Genomic DNA, 21,138 nt, shown 5'->3' with positions numbered 1-21,138 from the left:
TATGAGTTTACTAGATTACTTTAAAACAACTAAACCCAATTCGGCGAAATTAGCAAAAGAGCGTTTACAAATTCTTGTCGCACACGAAAGAAACGTGCGCAATCAACCCTCTTACCTACCCGAACTACAGCAAGAACTATTAAAAGTTATCCGTAAATACATCCAAATTAACCAGGAGGATATTTCGGTTAATTTTGAGAGCGATGACAACCAGGAAACCCTGGAACTGAATATTATTCTTCCTGAACAACCACAAACATAATTTTTTATTTTTTATTTAATAGAGGCAAAACTATGAGTGAATCAATCGGTAAGGCAGCAGGTCTAATCTGGAGTTTTTTAGATGAAAATGGTCCGGCAAGTTCGACAAAAATAACCACAGTTACAAAGTTAACCAAAAGCGAAGTTCAACGCGCAATTGGCTGGTTAGCTTGTGAAGGGAAGTTGGATTTTGAAACTAAAGGACGCAATGAGACTATTTCTTTACGTTAGTCCTCTATATAGAAAGCGGAAAGCCGTTATCGGTTTTCCGCTTTCTATGGCTTAATGAGAAACAAATATTCTTGAAAAAGGCTACACCGAGAAGCTTTCTCCGCAGCCACAAGTTCCTTTTACATTAGGATTATTGAACTTAAACGCTTCATTAATCCCTTCTTTGGCATAATCAAGTTCTAAACCAGCGAGTGTTGCGATATTCTCATCTGCAACAACAACCTTCACACCAAATGTTTCAAATACAGATTCACCCTCTTTTAGTTCATCCGCATAATCGATTGTATAAGCAAAGCCGGAACAACCTGAAGGCTTAACACCTAACTTTAAACCTATACCCTGCCCACGTTTATCTATTTGTTTTTGAATCTGCTTTGCAGCACTTTCAGTTAATACAATGGCCATCTTTTTACCTACTTATTTATAAACTTTTTAAGATACTTGAATTTTGAGAATAGGCATTAGCCTATTTCCCTTATCTGGTATTGTTACATAACATAAAGAGAATATCACGGTTCACGGATTAAAACTGATAAATAGCACTCAATCCTATAACATGGGCGTTATAATCCAGGCTGCTATTACCTAAGCTATGTACTTCATCAATACTATCAGGGGAAATATTATCCAGAGCATAATTTCCGAAATATAAAACCCGTATCGATAACTTAGCTGTAAGCGCATATTTCCCACAAATCGATAATTAACGCACGGACTTAAACTATGTAGTTTCGTTTTTAAATCAAACAATCGTTCAGCATTCAAATTACCTCCCTGCACAGTATTCGTTTCTGTTAACACTGTAATAGTCAATTTTTTTAGAAGGATTTTAAGCCGCTTTTTTATTTCATTTGCGCTTTGGTTTGGAGTATTGTAATCAATTGCAGAATGTAGTCTTTTATAGTTATAAAATCTAATATAGCTCTCTACTGTGCTGATAACAGATTGATGATTAATAAAGCTTGGTAATGAAGACGTCTTTTTAAGCTTCTAAAGAAACGTTCCATTACGGCGTTATCCCAACAATTACCTCGTCGACTCATACTCTGATTAATGTTTAGGTCATTAAGATAACTCACAAACTTGTTTGCCGAATATTGTACCTCTTAATCAGAGTGAAACATCAGTTGCTGCGGATCGGGGCTATGTTTGTTTATAGCATGCTGTAATGCTGCTTGAAAACCGACTTTAGCTTGATGCTGAATTACCAGTTTAACTTTTCATTGCCCGGACAAGTCGAACTTGAAACTACTATGATAATTACTACATTTTGTGCCAACCATATTAGAATTAGCTAACAACTTAAGCCAGTCAAAATTTGTCTCAATTTTTGCACAAAATAATCTACTTCATCTAGGGTATTATCCTTCCCTAAACTAACTCGAATCGCTGACTTTGCAAGGTTTTCTTCAACTTCCATAGCCAATAATACATGGCTAGCGGACTGTTCATTACTCGCACAAGCCGAACCGCTTGATACTGCAATATTTTGTCGATCCAGCAACATTAACAACATTTCACCCACGCAGTTTTGTACTCCAAACTGCACTGTATTGGCGACACGATTACTCTCTTTAGCAAACACCCTTATTTCTGGAAAATCGAGCAATTGTTGTTCTAAGTGTGTTTTGAGTTGAAAGCAATGCTGACGGCGTGCCTCTAATTCAACACATGCTAACTCTGCTGCTTTACCAAAGCCTACAATTGCCGGTACATTTTCCGTTCCAGCGCGCAAACCTGCTTCTTGCCCTCCTCCTGTTAAAAGAGGTTTTTTTAATTGCCCAGTTGACGTAATTAAAGCGCCGCATCCTTTAGGGCCATAGATCTTGTGACTGGAAAGCGACATTAGGTCTACACCCAATGCTTGAAAATCGACAGGTATTTTTCCTGCTGCCTGTACTGCATCGGTATGCATTAAGACTCCTCGCTGCTTCATTATATTGCTGATACTAGCGATATCTTGAATAACACCTGTTTCATTATTAACTAACATAAATGAAGCCAGATCGAACTGCTGATTAAATTGAGCAAGCGAGTGCTGATCAATATACCCTTGCTCGGTTACACCAACTAGCTCAGCAATGCCTGATTGCAGAATAGAGGGATGTTCGAATGCCGAGGTAATTATTTTAGCATTTGACAGACAACCTTTTAACGCTAAATTATTTGCTTCAGTGCCGCCACTGGTAAAAATGACTTGCTCAGGTCGTGCATTCACCAATTGAGCCACTTGCTCGCGTGCTGTATCAATTGCGCTACGAGAAAGACGGGCTAATTTATATAAACTGGAGGGGTTAGCATAAAAACGGCTAAAAAAAGGCAGCATTACTTCCAACACTCTTTCGTCTACTGGTGTTGTGGCATTATGATCAAAAAAGATCATAATGTTAGCACTAAACCGCGTTTATTTAAGCGCCATACCGATAGTCTCAGCATCTCTGAACTTTATAATTTGCTGAACATCTGTATCTTGGCGCTGAGCAATAGCCTGAACATCAGCCTGATCTAATAATTGCGCCACAGTGATAGCATCCAAATAGCTACGCACAGTATGGCTAAGTCCCATCCATAAATCATGAGTTAAACAGGGCTGGTCATTCTGACAGTTTGCCTTACTTTCGCAATTAGTCAAATCGACCTGCTCATCTACTGCCAGAATAATCTCGGTAATACTGATTTCTTCAGGGCCGCGACTCAATCTATATCCGCCCCCGGGCCTCTTACGCCAACAACCATATCTGCACGACGCAAACGTGAAAATAGTTGTTCAAGATAAGAGAGTGAAATAGTTTGGCGAGTTGCAATTTCGGTTAATGTAACCGGCTTTACTCGACTATGAAATGCCAAGTCCAACATTGCAGTTACTGCATACCTTCCTTTAGTAGTTAATCGCACAGTATTTCCTATAAAAAGTTAAGTTAATTATTATAATAATATAAACCCAGTAAAATAGTCAACTATTATAATCAAACAGGATAGCTGTCAATTTAACTTAATTCTTACTCCTGAAATCATCGTACCTGGTATTTCTAGAGTACCAGGTGGAACTTGACCTTACCCAAAGAACAGGAAACTTATGCTCTCCGCAGCTACTTATCCAGCTCGCAATCTTGCAAATCAGGAATTTCTTTATGCTTACACTTGATTCCTGCGGCATTCATTGCCTGCTGCATTTCTTGCATCTGCTTATCCATAAGCTGTATATGATCCAACATATGATTAATCGCATACGCCACCGGATCGGGAGAATCTGCTGTCGTTCCATAGGCATCAAACCCCATCTTATTGGCAATTTTTTTACGTTCAGCATTTTGCGCGTCTTGTGCGCCAACAATTCGACCCGGAATACCTACTACTGTCGCCCCATCAGGAACAGATTTTATGACAACCGAATTCGAACCTACTCGTGCATTCTCACCAATTTCAATGGGTCCTAATATTTTCGCACCTGCACCAACAACCACGCCATTTTTTAAAGTCGGGTGTCTTTTACCTTTATCCCAGCTGGTTCCACCCAGAGTAACACCATGATATAAGGTGCAATCATCACCAATAATAGTTGTCTCACCTATTACGACCCCCATGCCATGATCGATAAAAAACCGCCGCCCAACCACCGCTCCCGGATGAATTTCTATACCCGTTAACCAGCGACTGATATGCGCAATAAAATTAGCAGTAAACTTAAAATCACTGATCCACAATCGGTGACAGACACGGTGCATCAATACGGCATGAAAACCCGGATAGACAAAAATTACTTCCCATATTGTTTGTGCAGCAGGATCTCGCTCAAACACACAGGCAATATCTTCTTTTATTAAATTAATCATATTTTTTATGCAATATTGCCGTTGACTTTTTTAGAATGCCACGCAAAATATCCAGCTCCTTAGTATCTAAAGCAGCCCGATGATACACGCGTCGCAAACGACGCATAATTGAAGTGGATTTGTCGGGATTTATAAAACCAATTTCATTCAAGGCCTGATACAAATGCTCATAGAATGATTCCATTTGCGCTGAACTTGCTAATGATACGTCTCTGAGCTCTGGTTCAACAGCCGCCTGACTTGAAGCAACTAACAATTCATAACAAACCACTTGCACTGCAGCTGCTATATTTAGCGAGCTATAGTCCGCATTACTGGGTATGGTCAATAAGGTCTGGCACAAGTCCAGCTCATGATTTTTCAAGCCAGAATTCTCACGCCCAAACAGAATTGCAACTTTCTTATTCTGTGCTTCGATGGCTAATCTTTCCGCGCAGGCTCTAGGCGACTCTTCAGGAACTGCAATAGTTCGCGACCTGGCACTTGCACCTATTACAAGCTGACAATCAGCAATTGCTTCTTGTAAAGAATCACAGCGTACTGCAGAAGCCAAAATATCATCTGCACCCGATGCTCTGGATGTCGCGTCAGCACTGGGAAATATTTTGGGTGCAACCAGATATAACTCACTCATGCACATATTTTTCATGGCTCTGGCAACTGCCCCGATATTCCCCGGGTGGCTTGTTTCAACCAATACAATCCTGATATTTGAAAGCAATGTTCGACCTTATCAATAAAAACCTCCACTATAGCAAAATTTTTGCTATTCTATGATAATTTATAACCGCTCATTAAAACTTAAGCTATGCATCCAATGCTCACTATCGCTATCCGCGCTGCGAGAAACGCGGGCGACATCATTCTTCGTGCTTCAGAACATGTCAGCCACATTCAAATTGATAATAAAGAGCAACATGATTTCGTGACTGAAATTGATCGTCAGGCAGAACATGAAATTATTAAAAACATCAGGACAGCCTTCCCCGATCACGCTATTCTTGCTGAGGAAAGCGGGCGACATGAAGGCAATGAATATACCTGGATTATTGACCCGCTGGATGGCACGACTAATTTTTTACACGGCTTCCCCCATTATGCTGTTTCTATCGCGCTAAAACACAAAAACCGGCTTGAAGTAGGGGTTATTTACTTGCCGTTAACTAATGAACTATTCACCGCTGCGCGAGGCGAAGGCGCTATGCTAAATAATCGACGTATTCGCGTAACTAAACAAGCCAGTCTGGCTGGTGCATTAATCGGTACCGGATTTCCTTTTAAGGCACAACAGCAACAATATCTGGATGCTTATCTGAATATGTTTAAAGCAGTTTGCGTGAATACTTCTGGAATACGTCGCACGGGCTCAGCCGCAATCGATCTGGCTTTTTTAGCCATGGGGCGTTTAGACGGCTTTTGGGAAGTGGATTTAAAGTCCTGGGATATTGCTGCGGGAATTATTATTGTACAAGAAGCTGGCGGAGTAGTCACCGACCTCTCTTTTAACGACCAATATCTGGAATCAGGAAATATTATTGCTGGTAACCCAAAAATGCATCAATTGATGTATCAGCTGATTAATCCGCATGTAACGGATAATTTGCAATAAGCAGCTAAAGTAAATAGCGCTACAAACTATTTATTACACTTAAACAATAAACGAAGTAGGCTTTATAGCCTACTCCTCAAACATTCAGTTATGCAAAAAGATAGCACTTAAACAGCTGGTAAGGGTCTCATCATACTCGTTTTCCCGGTCATCACATCCATCGTTTTCCTTAAGCGTTTGAAAACTGATTCCTGCGTATAAGGAACCCCATACTTTTCACATAACGCTTTTACTTTAGGCTGCGCAATATGATATCGACTTAAGGGCATATCTGGCCATATATGATGCTCAATTTGATAGTTCAGCCAACCGTGAAGGAAATCAACTAAATCAGCACCTGTCTGAAAATTAGTCGAACCAAATATCTGCCTAAGGTAAAACTCTCCTTTATTGGTCGCCTTTTCCTCAAACACATAAAGATCATCGCCCACATGATTGGTGCCAATCACCAAAAAAGTATGCAAATTTGTCATCACTTCAGCTAGCAAAGAATTAATTAATACATTCGTTGCAGCAACCATTCCCCCCAACATGGTTAAAATGCCCACAGGAATAAACAACAATGGAATCAGCGCAAATCTAATTGATATATAAGGTACCAGGCAATGCGTCCATAATTTACGGCCAACCGGTTTCAGAGGATTCCAGGTATCAGCTCGTGAATAGGTAACGGGGGCTAAGCCGGCCTTTTTGTCTTCTGAACGCTGCAATTCAACCAAGGTAGATGGCGCATAGTAAACAAACTTCCAGGTACTCGCCATCACACCTAGAAAAATATACCTGGCCCACTGCGGCATATTGATATTTCTAAAGGTTTCAGTATTGAACTCTACCTGATCGGGGTCAGCTTTCTCACCCAGATTATAATGATGCAAATCATTATGTTCTTTATCCCAGGCTTCAGGTATCATCCATTCTAACCAGTCAATAAATCGCCGATTTCCTTTAGCAAAGCCTTTACTCGTATAACGCTTTGGGATACCCTCTATTTTGTCATAGGCACGATGGGTAATATGGTGCGCAATTGTCGTCCAGCGGGTGACATTGCCCTGACTAATAAAAAAAGCAGAAACTGGATTTGGGATAATCCAGGCAGTCCCATAACCTATAACTGAACAAATGCGCCCCCAGCGTTCAATCTTTTTTAAATGCCGAAAATCATCCATATTCAGATCACTTAATACTTCCTTGCGGATATTATCCATGTCTTGTGCAAACTGATCTCTGTCAATTGCATGGTAAATATGTTGAGTCACAAAGCGGTTTCCTTATTAAAAAAATGCATAGTATATCATTCTCTTGCGTTACGAGACCTCTCATTTATGGCGGAAAAATATCATAATTAAAGGCTATGTCACCGTAAAGTATGGAATTTCATATAACAAGAGCGTATAAGTAAATAAAGCCCATGTAAATTAAGGAGATAGTTATGAAAGCCCCAGAGTTTTTAGAGTTCATTTCCGAAATAAATCAACTTGACCACCATCAACGCACTGTTCTAACGAAAGCACTGGATCAACTAGAGGACGAACCTAAGGTTTTTGATTTAATTGAAACAATATTTGATAGCAAAGGTAAATGCCCTCATTGCTCCCATACCGAAAGCCACAGGCATGGAATAAAAGATGGCCTTCAGCGCTACCGCTGTAAAGCCTGCAAAAAGACATTTAATGCTTTGACAGGAACGCCTCTTGCTCATCTACGCCTCAAGTCAAAGTGGCTTGATTACTTAGGAGCTATCGCAGAATCATTGACTGTCCGGCAGGCAGCTAAAGAAATTAATGTGCATCGAAATACAACCTTTCGATGGCGGCACCGTTTTTTAAGCTGGATTCAGCAGGATCGTCCCAGTGCTCTTCATGGCATTACAGAAGCTGATGAAACCTACTTACTTGAGTCACATAAAGGAGAACGCCATCTCAATCGTCAACCAAGGAAACGAGGGGGCTGTGCGACTAAGCGAGGGATTTCTGATGAGCAAATTTGCATTTTAATTGCTCGTGATCGCTCAAAACAAACCGTAGATTTTGTGACAGGTAATGGCCCAATAAGCAAAATTGTTCTTGATACGCATTTAAAGCCAATACTAGACCAGGATGCCCTCCTTGTGAGTGATGGCAATCCAACTTATGGTGCATTTTGTAAAGCTGAAAAAGTATCTCATGAAATCGTTAACATGAGTCAAGGGCAGCGGGTGACTAAAGGGGCCTATCATATACAAAATGTCAATGCATACCACCACCGTTTTAAATCATGGCTAGACCGCTTTCATGGTGTAGCCACCAAGTATTTACCTAATTATTTGGCTTGGTGCAGAATTATGGATCGGAACCACAATCTAACCCCTGAGCAATTGTTACATTCTGCTCTGGGTGATTTTCAATACTTAACGGTGACATAGCCTAATTAAAAGAGTACCTTGTAGCTCAAAAGGCAACTCCTCGACTTAATATTATTAATCCGGGACACTTTTTTTTAGCCCTCAGCATATAAAATACTGCAATTTGAATAAAATCGAAAATAGCCTAGTGTATTGTTATAATTTGCGTGTTAGACTCTGCAATATTAGAGACTGTATCGATTGCTTAGTGAATCACGGGGCTTCCCCCTTCATTCGATTGCCTGACAAGGGTAAATCACTGAAAAAAAGGCAACAGTGCTATGCAGTATCTGGGAGTCTGAATATAAATCCCTATTACGCGAGAAGCTGCTGCGCCAACATCTCCTGATCTTTTCTTTACCTTTCAACCATGTATAATTTAACGGACTTTTCTTATGAATCAGCTTACTCCTGAAGGTCAACAAATCATTAACGGTATCGCTCAACGCTATAATTTTAGCCCTGATGCCGTATTCAGCATGTTGCAATCTGTCATCAACGGCAACGGCTCTATGGCTCAGTTTAACCATCCAGAATTCGGCGGCTCCGGGCAATGGATGCGCGGCGGGATGATTATGCTCGGAGACATGTTCAACAACTCTTTAAAAAACAGTGTAGGCGGACTGTGTCAGGAACTGGCTGATCTTATTGCCAATCAGCCCGGCCTTATTCAAACCGGCAGTTTTCAGTCACAAAGCCAGGGCAATCAACAACAAAATAACAACAATGACGGTAATCAGCAGCAACAAAATGGTTCTGGCCCAGTTGGAGCGGTCAGTTTATTTGTCCCCCCGCCAGCAGGTAGCTCTGGTAACTGGTGGCCTGCAGGCTTGCAATTCCCTAACAGTACCGGAGCGCAAAATAACGTACGCTATGCTTACTTTGCAACCATACATCGCCTTGCTATCGAAGCGAATGGGCATGTCACACTTTATGATACCTTAGACCATCAAATTGGAGGCTTTTCTCAGCAACAGTCAGTAGGAGGATCTATTACTTTCACCAGTCAATATGGCTTGGTCGATGTCAGTACCTTACCTGTTATTTCTATTGATAATGAGCCTGTGCAAAAGCATACTACCACGCAACCCGAGCCAGATTTAGTGCAACCTAATCCAGTAAATACACAGAACATAAACCAGGAAGCGGATATTTTTGCTGCACTTGAAAAACTGGCCAATCTGAAACAAAAAGGAGTATTAACGGATAATGAATACAGCGCGAAAAAAGCAGAACTGTTATCCAGGTTATAAATTTTATGCAACAAGTTTGTTCAATTAACAGATCACTGGCTTACCTATCTACCTGAGTTTGAAATGCACATCAAATAACATCGATACAATACAATGGGAAGTGAATTTTTAGTCCACTGTCGTAATTTGCAGGTTAAAGATTTGCTTCCCAGATCATAAAGCACGTATTTTTTGCATCTGCCCCGAGAGCGGATTATAAATTGTAATCGTCACCGCCAACATCACTCCACGAACCGACCTACTATGACATCGAGTCACTGAAAGCAACTCTGCGCCATAACAACCTTTAACTCACTTACCACTCAGCTTATATTTTAGAGTGAAATATTCATTTAGCAATATAACGAAACTCTCTCAACATAATTCAATTTATACATCTATAATTATGTTGTAACTGTTCAATCTACTAGTTCTCGCGTAGAAATATCATGATTAATATATGTAGACACTCCTTAATATATTGTCACGCTCCTTTTTGGTGCGACAGTGCTCTTTTTGACTCCAGATGCATTAGGAAAATCAATGCCTTCAAGCAATGTAAATGCTTGGCATATTTAATGCTTTTACTATATATTATAAAATATTGAACTCACCCCTAGGATAATAGCAAGATGTCAAAAATCTGGGAAAATTACCAAACCGATATCACTTACGATGAATTAATGCTTTCAGGTTTTCAACCACGGCCTAGCAGCTATATTCTATGCCAGTACTTGAATTCATTAACTCAGGAAAGCATAGAAAAACGCAAAGTTGCCGCTGAACTGGCGATTCTGGAAATGGGCATCAGCTTCACTGTTTACAGTGATGAGGGTAATATTGATCGAGCATGGCCATTCGATATTATTCCACGTATTATTGAAGCAAAGGAATGGCATCATATTGAAAAAGGACTCAAACAACGATTAAAAGCGCTTAATTGTTTTATCGCTGATGTTTATGATCAACAATTATTTATCAAGGAAGGTAAAATTCCAGGTGATATCATTAACAGTTCAAAAAACTTTCGTCCCCAATGTGTTGGCATTAAGCCGCGTCACAATGCTTGGGCCAACATCTGTGGCAGTGACCTGGTGCGTGATGAACACGGCACCATGTTTGTGCTAGAAGATAATTTGCGCGTCCCTTCCGGTGTGTCCTATATGCTGGAAAACCGTGTTATTACCAAGCGTATATTCCCTGAATTATTGGAAAATATCAGTATTCTACCGATTGATGATTACCCGGCCCAATTGCATGAAATGCTATCCTCTATTGCACCAGAACAGTGCACATCTCCGCAGATTGTGGTGCTAACACCTGGCATCTATAATTCTGCTTATTTTGAACACGCCTATCTTGCCAAACAAATGGGCGCAGAACTGGTAGAAGGTTCTGACCTGGTCGTAGAAGAAGATGAATATGTTTATATGCGCACCATTGACGGCTTAAAAAAAGTGGATGTCATCTACCGTCGTATTGATGATGAATTTCTTGACCCGGAAGTATTCAATAAAAAATCAACACTTGGAGTATCAGGCTTAATGCGAGCCTGGAAAGCAGGTAATGTGGCATTGTCTAATGCCCCTGGAGCGGGCGTAGCTGATGACAAAGTCGTCTATGCCTATGTGCCAGAAATGATCCGTTTTTATCTGAATGAAGAACCTATTTTACCCAATGTACCGACTTATTTATGTTCCGAGCCAGAACAACTGGAATATGTATTGGAGCATCTCGAAGAACTGGTGGTAAAACCTGCGAATGAATCAGGTGGTTATGGGATGATCATTGGCCCTCATGCAACAGCCAAGGAAATTAAAGAATTTAAAGTTTTAATCCAGAAAGATCCACGTAATTATATAGCTCAGCCTACGCTAAGCATTTCCACCTCTCCAACCTTATGCAAAGACGTACTTGAGCCACGGCATGTTGATCTACGTCCTTTTATCCTTCAAGGTGAGGAAACTTTTGTAACGGCTGGCGGCTTAACTCGAGTAGCTATGGTGAAAGGCTCACTAATAGTAAACTCTTCGCAAGGCGGTGGCAGTAAAGATACATGGATTATTGATATGGAAGAAGTAAAGGAGACGCAATAATGTTATCTCGATCAGCAGAACGTATTTACTGGCTGGCACGTTATCTGGAACGCACCGAAAACACTGCGCGCCTGATTAGCGTACATATGAATCTATTAATGGATCTACCTAAAGGTGTAGAAATGGGTTGGCCACATCTCATTCGTATTAATAGCTGTGAAAAATTGTTTTTTGAGCATTATAAAGTTGCCAATGAACGCAATGTGACTAATTTTTTGCTGGTTGATGAACGCAATCCCATTTCCCTGTATTCGTCACTTGTGTATGCACGGGAAAATATGCGTACCACACGAGAATTATTACCAGACGAATCCTGGGAACAAGTCAATGAAATGTACTTGTACGTCAAAAACCATCTGGACTCAGTTAATAACCGTCGCGGACGCATCGTATTTCTGGATGAAATAATGCAAGGATGTCAGCGTTTTACAGGTCTATTATCAGGCTATATGAGCCACAATGCTCCATACCGTTTTATCCGCCTGGGACGTAATATCGAGCGTGCAGACATGACCAGCCGTATTCTGGAACTGGCTTGCTTACTGCTTTCAGAATCCCGCAGTAATGAAATGCGCCACTATGAAAGTATTTTATGGCGCAATATTTTACAGACACTGAATGCCTTACTGATGTATCGCCAGCACGTCAGGAGTCGCGTCAAAGGAGATGACGTATTAAATTATCTACTACGTGATACCGCATTACCGCGCTCCATAGCCTGCTGTATCAGTGATATCGCAACCGCCATCAACCTACTACCCAATAACGACATACTGCCAAAAAAAGTCATCGAATTGCAAACATATGTTCAAACGATAGATACCGATAAAGCTACACAGTTTCAGTTACGTAAAATTCTTGATGATTTACAAAGTCGCCTGGGTGATTTACATAATGATATTACTGAAAACTGGTTTTTAGTACAGGAACAGACACAATCACAAACGGCAGAAGCAGGTTAACAGTAATATGCGTAGTTATAGATCGCGTTGGAGTTCGAAATAGCACAATTTAACAAGGAATAAAAGTGATGCGCTAACTTATCTTGCATCAACACAGACTAAGCAAGCGAGCTTCAGAATTTCACATTTTTACCACAGCGGACACTAAGAGCACCAAAGTTACACGATAAAGAAACGCCGGTTGTCCTCTGTGGTTATTTTAGAATTTATATGTTGATTTTGTTAATATAACCCTGAACGAAAACTTACAATTTAGCCTTCAATGGGTGTGCATCGCTTTTATCTAGCGCAGGCAAGCATGAGAATGCTTCTTTTAACTGCTCTTCCCAGCTATGTCGTAAATCAAGCATGTACGGATCATCATCCTGAAAACAATAATACTCTCCTAGACTGAAACTGTCTTTTCGGTAAATCAACAGCTCTATAGGCGCACCAACACCTGCATTACTGCGAATGGTCGAATCCATAGAAACCAGACAGCACATTGCCGCTTCATCTAAGGATGTATGCGGAGTTAAGAATCTATCCAGAATGGGCTTGCCGTATTTGGTCTCACCTATCTGCAAAAAAGGCGTATGAGTAGAAGTGGTAATGCTATTTCCTTCAGCATAGATCATATAGGCACCATGATCATCTTCACCAATCTGTCCAGCCAGAATAAAGCTGGCAGAAGAATCAAAAGCGCTTTGTCCTGCTGGATTTTTATGCTGTTGCTGTTTTTCCAGGCTAACCTGCCCCAGATAATGGGCTGCAGAGGAAAGACAGTCAACGGTATTTAGATTAATTTCTGCACCTTTAACTCTATCTCGATGTACTTGTTCCAGTACCGCTTGAGTGGTAGCCAAATTTCCAGCACTTAGTAATATAAGTGTACGATCATCACTGGTATCAAAAGCGTGCATTTTGCCATAAGTACTCACATTATCAATTCCAGCATTAGTTCTGGAATCGGAAACTAACACCAGGCCTTCATCAATAGAAGCTGCAATACAATAAGTCATAATTAATTCTTTTTTACTTAAAAATAAATGCGGCTATTATAGCAGGATAATAGAACAAACTCAGATTTGTCTATGCACATCAACTGCAACCGAAATCTGCTGTTGACTACTGCCTATTGCCAAACCTTTTAAGGGTGTAACATCATTATAATCACGCCCCCACGCCAAGGTAATATGCTGCTCACCCGTTTTACAATTATTGGTTGGATCATAGTCCTGCCAGCCGTAATCTGGTTGAAAAAATGAAAACCAGGCATGTGAAGCATCACTGCCCGCCAGTTTGACAACACCTGGCGGAGGAGTTGTTTCTATATAACCACTGACATACCGCGCAGGCAGTCCAAAAGAACGAAAACAAGCTATAGCCAGATGCGCAAAATCCTGACAGACGCCTCGCTTATGTTCCAGTACCGTCGCCAGGGGCGTAGCAATGGTAGTAAAAGTGGGATCATAACTAAAATCCTGATAAATACGCTGGGTTAAATCTTCAGCAACAGCGGATATTGTCCTGCCAGGCTGAAATGATTCTGCTGCATAGGCTTTAATCTCCATGCTCGCAGCTGCAAGCGCTGAATCCAGAGCATATATTTGCACCAGCGGCAATTCAGTTAAGGGCGCCTGAGTATATCTCATCTGTGCTAAAACATCTTCCCAACTGATACTGGCCATATTTATTATCAGGTTGTTATTTAGCACTTCAACTTCACTTAAGGCAGTAACAATTAACTGCTTATGCGGTTGTTGTAATGAAAAAAAGGCCACCTTGTTGCCAAAATAATCCAGTCGTTCATGGTAACCCTGAGGTGCCGGGCTAATCTTTATGTTACTGGATATGCTGCGTTGATTAGAACATTCTCGCATTAACAGACGCGCCTCGCTATGACATAGATCGACAGATTGGTTATAGCTGTATTGAGTGGTATGCTTAATGGTAAATTTCATAAGTTCTTCTCCAGCGCTACTGGAGATAACTGATGCTTTACTTGCACATGATTAAAATAACGCTGAGCGATCATATCTGAAAATTCCCAAAGTGATTCAGTCAAATTTTTCAACAGTTTGTCCAGCTTTGAGTGAATACCATTGTTATCATCAATATTCAGTAAGCTATTAAAATCACATAATTGAATATCAATATAGGCTTTCAGAATTAAGCGCTGTTCCATACTCAAACGATTTTTATTTTGCCCTGGTAAGGTTGCAACAGCATCTTTCAAATGCTGCAATTGAAACAGCAGAGAATAAGGATGGCTTTTATCTCCTAACAATAATTCCAGTAACAGCGGTAGGCAGACAACCGAACGGTATCTGCGCTGATAAAGACTAAAACTATCGGTCACCTGCAGCACCGATTCCAGAACCGGGTATAACTGTGTTTCTGACTGCTTTTGTACAACAGTAGCACGCAAAAAAGAAATTAAAGCCAGGGCTCTTTCCAGCCTTCTTCCTAGTTGCAGTAATGTCCACCCTGCTTCTCGGGTCATACTTTCAGATGTCAGTCCGCTGAAAGCAGCCATTTGTAGATTTAGTTTATCGAGCGGACGACTTAACTGTGCAGGCGACGACATTAACTGGTGCGCCTCGGCATGCCAGTCGTCGCGTATCGAATCTATACAGCGCCAGGTATTTTGCGACCATAAGTCGCGGATATTAAATGCAGCATAAAAAAAGTCCTCAATATTACTGGCAATAGTGCCAGCGCGTTGCTGATCACTAAATAAAGAAAGCATCTGCTTATGCTGTTCAGCCTGAGACAAAGGATTAGCAGCTATAAATCCAGGGTAGGTCCCGGTCAAATGTGTGACTGCATGTAATAAAACCTCAAAATGCCTATTACTTTGCTCACTAACATCCTTCAGGTTCATTTGCTCACTAAGCACGATGTGCAATAAGCGGATACTGAAAAAAATTCGCTCAAAATGCCGACCTACCCAAAATAAATTATCTGCTGCCCTGCTTACCAGTGGCTCAGAAACAAGGGCAGGCACCTGGTGTCTAATCAGGGAGCTTTGACTTTGACTTTGACTTTGACTTTGACTTTGACTTCGATCTTGACTTTGCTTGCTACTCTCTCTGGAACTTAACACCCAGGTATCTTTGCTAATCGCACCAAACTGATTAGATACCGTAAACTGATCTTTATCTGCAGCGACTCGAGTCAAGCCTCCCGGCATAACCTGATAAGACTTATCACTGGACACTGCGAAGCTGCGTAATATACAGTTGCGCGGCTCAATGACGCCATTAATTAATGTAGGCGCAGTAGAAAAGTTAATTTGCTCCTGACCTATAAAAAGATAGGGTTTTTCTTTGATTCTATAAATAAGTTCATCACGTTGCTGGGAACTCAAGTGCTCCCCAACAATAACCTGATGAGAACTACGAGAAATAGGTTTAATTGTCAGCTTGGATATATTATTAATAACAAAATCACGCTCTTTCTTCTGCCCGCACCACCATGTTGCCGTCGAAGGAAGTAGCAATTCCTGGCCCAGAAAATGCCGACACAAGCTCGGTAAGAAGCCCAAAAGTCCGGGATTTTCTAAAATTCCGCTACCCAAAGGATTAGCGACACTAACATTACCTAAGCGCACTGCTTGCAATAAACCAGCAACTCCCAATTGCGAGCGCGGATTCAGCTCCAATGGATCACAAAAACCATCATCAACACGTCTTAACAAAACATCGACAGCCTTTAAGCCTTCCAATGTTCGCAACCAGACTTTACCATCACGCATGGTTAAATCTTCACCCTGAGCCAATGTAAACCCTAATTGCGAAGCAAGATAAGCATGTTCAAAATAAGTTTCATTTAAGGGGCCTGGGGTCAATACAACAATATGCGGATCATCTTTATTGTGTGGAGCCAATTGCGCCAGACTGCTTTGTAGAGAGGTAAAAAAGCCTGCCAAACGTTGTACCTGCGAATCCTGAAACAGGTCACCCATCACCCTGCCGACTACATTCCTGTTTTCCAGGCTATAACCCATACCTGAAGGTGCCTGAGTATGATCGTTAAGCACCCACATCTTTCCGTTTTGACCACGCACCAGATTAGCGGCATAAATAGTCAAGCGAGTCGCATCCGTTAGACTACCCACACAAGGCGCCAAAAACCCCTGATGCGCAAAAATCAATTGCGCGGGTATTAAGCCTTTTTTCAACAGTTGTTGTGGTCCGTACAGATCCTTAAGAATCAGATTAAGTAACTCAGCCCGTTGCTGTATGCCTTGCTCGATAACTAGCCATTCAGCCGAACCAATTAATAATGGCACTGAATCAAGCTTCCAGGGACGGTTGTGATGACCTTTATCACTGTAAACGGTATAAGTTACACCGTTTTCACGTAGCAGGCGCTGGTTTTCCTTGCGGCGACGTTCTAGCTCAGCTCCGCCCATTGCTTCAATTGCAGACATAAAGTCCCGCCAATGCGGCTGGACTTTATTTTGGCCACCCAGTATTTCATCAGAACTACTCAGTTGCGTTGCATAATACTGACTGGCAAGACTAGAAGTTATGTCATTCTGCACAACGGGATCCAGGTTAATCATAGCTATTTAAAAGGCACTGCCATTAAGATAAGGAATAAAACGGAATAATCTGAAGCAAAATTGTAGGTTTGAGTCGTTTATCAAGCGAGGAATAGATAACGGAAGTCATTATTTCAGTGCTATAAAAATATGTGTTGGGCTGGGATTTTATTGTTGCGCAATAAAATCCCAGCCCAGACTACCAATTTATTCAGTTATTATTTTTTTATCCCTAAAACTTTTGAATGCGCTCATCATAACGCAAATCTAAGGTACATGGATATTCTTCACTAGGTAATTCAGGTGCAGGCACCCTGGTCGGAACAACAAACTCCTGGTTTCCAAAGGTAGTAAAGCTTGCCCCTTCATGACTTCCACCCTGTATTACCGGCTGACGTTCAGCACCTTCCGAACTAGGGCTGTGACCATAATCCCAGAAACGGGTAATACGTCGCCCTTCCGCCTCATAACTATTAACCGGAAAAGCATCATAACTACGGCCACCAGGGTGCGAAACATAATAAGTACAGCCGCCAACAGCACGTCCATTCCAGCTATCAAATACATCAAATATTAACGGCACATGCGGCTTAATGGTTGGATGCAATGCAGACGGTGGCTGCCAGGCGCGGTAACGCACACCAGCAACATACTCGCCTTTACGTCCGGTATTGCGTAAAGGCAGACGCCGACCATTACAAGTGACAATATAACGCCCTTCGGTAAAGCCCGAGACTTTAAATTGTAACCGCTCTACCGAGGAATCAACATACCGAGATGTACCACTACTGCTTACTTCTTCACCCAATACATGCCACGGCTCGATACCAAAGCGTAATTCCAGATCAATACCTTCTACTTGATGCGTACCATACACAGGAAAACGGAATTCAAAAAACGGATCTAACCATTCCATTTTGAATGCAAAACCATCACTCTGTAAATCACTGACTACCTGACGTAAATCCTGCTCGGCATAATGTGGTAGTAAAAAGCGATCATGCAGCTCCGTGCCCCAGCGAATCAACTTATGTTCATAAGGTTTATGCCAGAACCAGGCTATCAGCGTACGCAATAACAACGTTTGCACTAAAGCCATACGCGGATGCGGCGGCATTTCAAAAGCACGTAATTCCAGAATACCTAGACGCCCCGTAGAACTGTCCGGCGAATACAGCTTATCAATACAAAATTCCGAGCGATGGGTATTACCGGTAATATCAGTTAATAAATGACGTAATAAACGATCCACTAACCAGGGTGCCGGAGTTTCACCTTTGGGCATTTGCTGAAAAGCAATTTCTAGTTCATACAGCTTCTCATCACGTCCTTCATCCACCCGCGGTGCCTGGCTGGTAGGACCTATAAACATACCGGAAAATAAATACGACAATCCTGGATGATGCTGCCAATAGGTAATCAAACTGCGCAATAAATCAGGTCGTCTAAGAACGGGACTATCCGCTGGCGTCGCACCGCCTAAAGTAATATGGTTACCACCGCCTGTCCCACTATGACGACCATCGAGCATAAATTTTTCCGCGCCTAATCTTACTTGATGCGCCTGCTCATAAATAATATTAGTTTTATCGACCAGTTCTTTCCAGCTACTCGAGGGGTGAATATTCACCTCAATCACACCGGGATCAGGCGTAATCATCAAGCGCTCAAGACGAAAATCTCTCGGTGGCTCATAACCTTCAATAACCACAGGTGTTTTCAATGTTGCCGCCGTTGCTTCTACTGCGGCAATAATTTCCAGGTAATGCTCCAGTGATGTTAATGGTGGCATAAAAATATACAAGCGCCCCTCACGCGCTTCTACTGAAAGTGCAGTATGCGGAACTTTAACTAGATTTTCTTCCGCATCAGCTAGATCTTGCTCAATAATTTCAGGATGTTCTTTCTTTTTTGCGATCAACTGGCTATAGCGACGTGTAATTGCTCCGTAATAATCACCCAGTTCAGGCAAAGGCTGAAACAAACTTTGCGGTTCCTGATTGTCGCGATCATCTGGAGCAACCCAAGGCAAACTATCCAATGGCATACGCATACCCATAGGCGAATTACCTGGAATCAAAAACATTTCATCGCGACGAAATTCCCACGGACCGCTGTGCCAGGCCTCTTTATCCCAGTCCCATTGCAACGGTAAAGCATATCCTACTGGCGTATCTAGCTGTTGATCCAAAAGCTTGGCTAAAGTACGGCGTTCAATCGTATCTTTCAGCTTACTTTTTAACGGATCGATATTTGTCGGTACCTTTCCTTCCTGCCACAAATAGTAAAAAGGATCTTCATACGCGGTTTTAATATAACGTTTTGCGACATGCAAATGCTGGCATAAGCGATGCATAAATTGAAAAGCATTTTCAACAGTAAACTGATAATCCTTGTGAATATCAGCTAATAACTCAGCATCCTGCCAGACAGGTACATCATCTTTACGCCAGAAAATACCATATTGCCAGCGCGGTAAGGCTTCGCCGGGGTACCATTTACCTTGTCCATAATGCAGTAAAGGATTTTTAGCAAACACTTCACTTAATTTAAAGGTTAATTCATTGGCAAGTTTGCGTTTATGCACACCATCGGCACCGGTATTCCATTCATCACCTTCCATATCATCAACAGATACAAAAGTAGGTTCGCCACCCATGGTTAGACGCACATCATCCTCGATAAAACGCCGATCAACGTCCTCACCTAAAGCATTAATGGCTTGCCATTGCTCTTCAGAATAAGGTTTTGTAACCCGTGGATCTTCGTGAATACGCGTGACCGTATTGCTAAATTCAAATTCAATTTCACATTTATCAGTTGCCCCCGTCACAGGTGCGGCACTCGCCGGGTCAGGCGTACACGCTAAAGGAATATGTCCTTCGCCAGCGAGTAAACCAGAAGTTGGATCAAGACCAATCCAGCCAGCGCCTGGTATATATACTTCAGCCCAGGCATGCAGATCAGTAAAGTCTGCTTCTGGTCCAGAGGGGCCATCAAGCGATTTAACATCGGATGTTAATTGTACTAAATAGCCAGAAACAAAACGCGCCGCCAAACCTAAATGACGTAAGATTTGCACCAGTAACCAGGCGGAATCACGGCATGAACCACTTAATGAAGTCAGTGTTTCTTCACAGGTTTGCACCCCCACTTCCATACGAATATTATATTTAATATCCTTATAAAGCTGCTGGTTTACATAGACCATAAAATCATTGATAGTGCGTTCCTTGGCATCAAAATCCTTTAGCCATTGCTTTAGTAACGGTCCGTCTTCAGTAACTTCTAGATAAGGCTCCAGCTCTTTGAGAGCTTGCTCAGTGTATTTAAAAGGATAGTTTTCTGCATAGCTTTCAACAAAAAAATCAAACGGATTGATGGTAGTCATATCCGCAATGACCTCGACTTCGACGCTCAATTCTCTGGTCTTCTCAGGAAAAACCACTCGCGCCAGAATATTGCCAAACGGATCCTGCTGCCAGTTAATAAAATGCTCTTCAGGCAGAATACGTAAACTGTAGGCTTTAATAGGTGTTCTGCTATGTACAGCAGGGCGCAAACGAAAAATATGCGGTGATAACGACACGGAACGGTCGAATTTATAAACTGTTTTATGATTAATGGCCACACGAATGGACATGTTTTACCCCTATTCGATTTAAACTTCTAATTACTGTGCGATTGCATATAGATATAGCAAGTTCCAGGCCGAAACACAATCACTATTAATTCATCGTATAAAACAAAATTAATGCCAGATCGCACCATTATGGAACAACTGCGAACCACATCTGCGCATACCCCATATAAAATCTTTAAAGAATTTACCTGTCCAAAATCAATCAAGGTTTCTGAACCTTTTGCATACCTTGTTACCAATAAAACGATTTAGCATCAAACATAAGCCAAACAGAACTGGTTAACAGCTCCCTCCCCTTACCCATAGAAAACAGCAAAACGCTTCTGCAAGTAAATTTACGTATTTTGCATTTTTTAAAAA

At 41.6% G+C, this 21,138-nt stretch carries 17 protein-coding genes and 2 pseudogenes; 7 read left to right on the top strand and 12 right to left on the bottom strand.

Annotated elements, in window-relative coordinates; all coding sequences use genetic code 11:
* Position 1: 1 nt before the first annotated feature.
* Both minE and AU255_RS05320 read left to right on the top strand, forming a co-directional pair.
* Positions 2-262, top strand: a complete 261-nt coding sequence (gene minE / locus AU255_RS05325) for a cell division topological specificity factor MinE (protein ID WP_080521908.1) — start codon at positions 2-4, stop codon at positions 260-262.
* Positions 263-294: 32 nt separating this feature from the next.
* Positions 295-492, top strand: coding sequence for a winged helix-turn-helix domain-containing protein (locus tag AU255_RS05320; RefSeq protein ID WP_080521907.1), 198 nt, complete (start codon positions 295-297; stop codon positions 490-492).
* An 81-nt stretch (positions 493-573) separates the two neighbouring features.
* Here AU255_RS05320 and AU255_RS05315 read toward each other — a convergent pair whose 3' ends face one another.
* The 7 genes and pseudogenes from AU255_RS05315 to AU255_RS05290 form a co-directional block, all read right to left on the bottom strand.
* On the bottom strand, positions 574-897 hold the full coding sequence (locus AU255_RS05315; protein ID WP_080521906.1) for a HesB/IscA family protein: 324 nt from the start codon (positions 895-897) through the stop codon (positions 574-576).
* A 118-nt stretch (positions 898-1,015) separates the two neighbouring features.
* On the bottom strand, positions 1,016-1,189 hold the full coding sequence (locus AU255_RS21305; protein ID WP_143735942.1) for an MtrB/PioB family outer membrane beta-barrel protein: 174 nt from the start codon (positions 1,187-1,189) through the stop codon (positions 1,016-1,018).
* 140 nt (positions 1,190-1,329) lie between these two features.
* Positions 1,330-1,667, bottom strand: a pseudogene (locus AU255_RS21190) (integrase core domain-containing protein); the annotation flags it as partial.
* 119 nt (positions 1,668-1,786) lie between these two features.
* Positions 1,787-2,875, bottom strand: coding sequence for a cysteine desulfurase family protein (locus AU255_RS05305; protein WP_080521904.1), 1,089 nt, complete (start codon positions 2,873-2,875; stop codon positions 1,787-1,789).
* Positions 2,876-2,896: 21 nt separating this feature from the next.
* Positions 2,897-3,348: pseudogene (locus tag AU255_RS05300) on the bottom strand (Rrf2 family transcriptional regulator).
* 233 nt (positions 3,349-3,581) lie between these two features.
* Positions 3,582-4,325, bottom strand: a complete 744-nt coding sequence (cysE, locus tag AU255_RS05295) for a serine O-acetyltransferase (RefSeq protein ID WP_080521903.1) — start codon at positions 4,323-4,325, stop codon at positions 3,582-3,584.
* Positions 4,318-5,046 (bottom strand): RNA methyltransferase, encoded by a 729-nt coding sequence (locus AU255_RS05290; RefSeq protein WP_080521902.1) that lies wholly within the window; start codon positions 5,044-5,046, stop codon positions 4,318-4,320. The genes cysE and AU255_RS05290 overlap by 8 nt, the downstream gene beginning before the upstream one ends.
* An 87-nt stretch (positions 5,047-5,133) precedes the next feature.
* Between AU255_RS05290 and AU255_RS05285 the strand changes: the two genes are divergently transcribed.
* Positions 5,134-5,934, top strand: a complete 801-nt coding sequence (locus AU255_RS05285) for an inositol monophosphatase family protein (protein WP_080521901.1) — start codon at positions 5,134-5,136, stop codon at positions 5,932-5,934.
* 107 nt (positions 5,935-6,041) lie between these two features.
* Here the strand turns inward: AU255_RS05285 and AU255_RS05280 are convergent, their stop codons facing one another.
* The gene (locus AU255_RS05280) at positions 6,042-7,190 is read right to left on the bottom strand and encodes a fatty acid desaturase family protein (RefSeq protein ID WP_080521900.1); all 1,149 of its coding nucleotides are present in this window, start codon (positions 7,188-7,190) and stop codon (positions 6,042-6,044) included.
* A gap of 173 nt (positions 7,191-7,363) precedes the next feature.
* Here AU255_RS05280 and AU255_RS05275 point away from each other — a divergent pair, with 173 nt between their 5' ends.
* The 4 genes from AU255_RS05275 to AU255_RS05260 all read left to right on the top strand — a co-directional run bounded on the left by AU255_RS05275 (position 7,364) and on the right by AU255_RS05260 (position 12,604).
* Positions 7,364-8,335, top strand: a complete 972-nt coding sequence (locus tag AU255_RS05275; RefSeq protein WP_080521899.1) for an IS1595 family transposase — start codon at positions 7,364-7,366, stop codon at positions 8,333-8,335.
* A gap of 374 nt (positions 8,336-8,709) precedes the next feature.
* On the top strand, positions 8,710-9,567 hold the full coding sequence (locus AU255_RS05270) for an SHOCT domain-containing protein (protein ID WP_080521898.1): 858 nt from the start codon (positions 8,710-8,712) through the stop codon (positions 9,565-9,567).
* 611 nt (positions 9,568-10,178) lie between these two features.
* Positions 10,179-11,642, top strand: a complete 1,464-nt coding sequence (locus AU255_RS05265; RefSeq protein WP_080521897.1) for a circularly permuted type 2 ATP-grasp protein — start codon at positions 10,179-10,181, stop codon at positions 11,640-11,642.
* Complete coding sequence (locus AU255_RS05260) at positions 11,642-12,604, top strand: alpha-E domain-containing protein (RefSeq protein ID WP_080521896.1); 963 nt, start codon at positions 11,642-11,644, stop codon at positions 12,602-12,604. Before AU255_RS05265 ends, AU255_RS05260 begins: the two co-directional genes overlap by 1 nt.
* A 245-nt stretch (positions 12,605-12,849) precedes the next feature.
* On the opposite strand, the gene AU255_RS05255 is transcribed toward AU255_RS05260, so the two are convergent.
* From AU255_RS05255 to AU255_RS05240, 4 genes are all read right to left on the bottom strand, one after another.
* On the bottom strand, positions 12,850-13,605 hold the full coding sequence (locus AU255_RS05255; RefSeq protein WP_080521895.1) for a peptidase: 756 nt from the start codon (positions 13,603-13,605) through the stop codon (positions 12,850-12,852).
* Between the two features lie 60 nt (positions 13,606-13,665).
* Positions 13,666-14,547 carry a transglutaminase family protein gene (locus tag AU255_RS05250; RefSeq protein WP_080521894.1) on the bottom strand — a complete coding sequence of 294 codons (882 nt, stop codon included), beginning with the start codon at positions 14,545-14,547 and terminating at the stop codon, positions 13,666-13,668.
* Positions 14,544-17,135 carry a circularly permuted type 2 ATP-grasp protein gene (locus AU255_RS05245; RefSeq protein ID WP_233144557.1) on the bottom strand — a complete coding sequence of 864 codons (2,592 nt, stop codon included), beginning with the start codon at positions 17,133-17,135 and terminating at the stop codon, positions 14,544-14,546. Before AU255_RS05245 ends, AU255_RS05250 begins: the two co-directional genes overlap by 4 nt.
* 232 nt (positions 17,136-17,367) lie before the next feature.
* Positions 17,368-20,778 (bottom strand): transglutaminase family protein, encoded by a 3,411-nt coding sequence (locus AU255_RS05240; protein ID WP_080521892.1) that lies wholly within the window; start codon positions 20,776-20,778, stop codon positions 17,368-17,370.
* Positions 20,779-21,138 lie beyond the last annotated feature (360 nt).

Source organism: Methyloprofundus sedimenti (assembly GCF_002072955.1).
Lineage (GTDB): Bacteria > Pseudomonadota > Gammaproteobacteria > Methylococcales > Methylomonadaceae > Methyloprofundus > Methyloprofundus sedimenti.
This window is presented reverse-complemented; position numbering and strand designations above follow the sequence as displayed.

Bases quoted from the DNA above. Each gene is read 5' to 3' on its own strand.
- minE (WP_080521908.1), top strand. From the start codon at position 2: ATGAGTTTACTAGATTACTTTAAAACAACTAAACCCAATTCGGCGAAA.
- AU255_RS05320 (WP_080521907.1), top strand. From the start codon at position 295: ATGAGTGAATCAATCGGTAAGGCAGCAGGTCTAATCTGGAGTTTTTTA.
- AU255_RS05315 (WP_080521906.1), bottom strand. From the start codon at position 897: ATGGCCATTGTATTAACTGAAAGTGCTGCAAAGCAGATTCAAAAACAA.
- AU255_RS05305 (WP_080521904.1), bottom strand. From the start codon at position 2,875: ATGATCTTTTTTGATCATAATGCCACAACACCAGTAGACGAAAGAGTG.
- cysE (WP_080521903.1), bottom strand. From the start codon at position 4,325: ATGATTAATTTAATAAAAGAAGATATTGCCTGTGTGTTTGAGCGAGAT.
- AU255_RS05285 (WP_080521901.1), top strand. From the start codon at position 5,134: ATGCATCCAATGCTCACTATCGCTATCCGCGCTGCGAGAAACGCGGGC.
- AU255_RS05275 (WP_080521899.1), top strand. From the start codon at position 7,364: ATGAAAGCCCCAGAGTTTTTAGAGTTCATTTCCGAAATAAATCAACTT.
- AU255_RS05270 (WP_080521898.1), top strand. From the start codon at position 8,710: ATGAATCAGCTTACTCCTGAAGGTCAACAAATCATTAACGGTATCGCT.
- AU255_RS05265 (WP_080521897.1), top strand. From the start codon at position 10,179: ATGTCAAAAATCTGGGAAAATTACCAAACCGATATCACTTACGATGAA.
- AU255_RS05260 (WP_080521896.1), top strand. From the start codon at position 11,642: ATGTTATCTCGATCAGCAGAACGTATTTACTGGCTGGCACGTTATCTG.
- AU255_RS05255 (WP_080521895.1), bottom strand. From the start codon at position 13,605: ATGACTTATTGTATTGCAGCTTCTATTGATGAAGGCCTGGTGTTAGTT.
- AU255_RS05250 (WP_080521894.1), bottom strand. From the start codon at position 14,547: ATGAAATTTACCATTAAGCATACCACTCAATACAGCTATAACCAATCT.
- AU255_RS05240 (WP_080521892.1), bottom strand. From the start codon at position 20,778: ATGTCCATTCGTGTGGCCATTAATCATAAAACAGTTTATAAATTCGAC.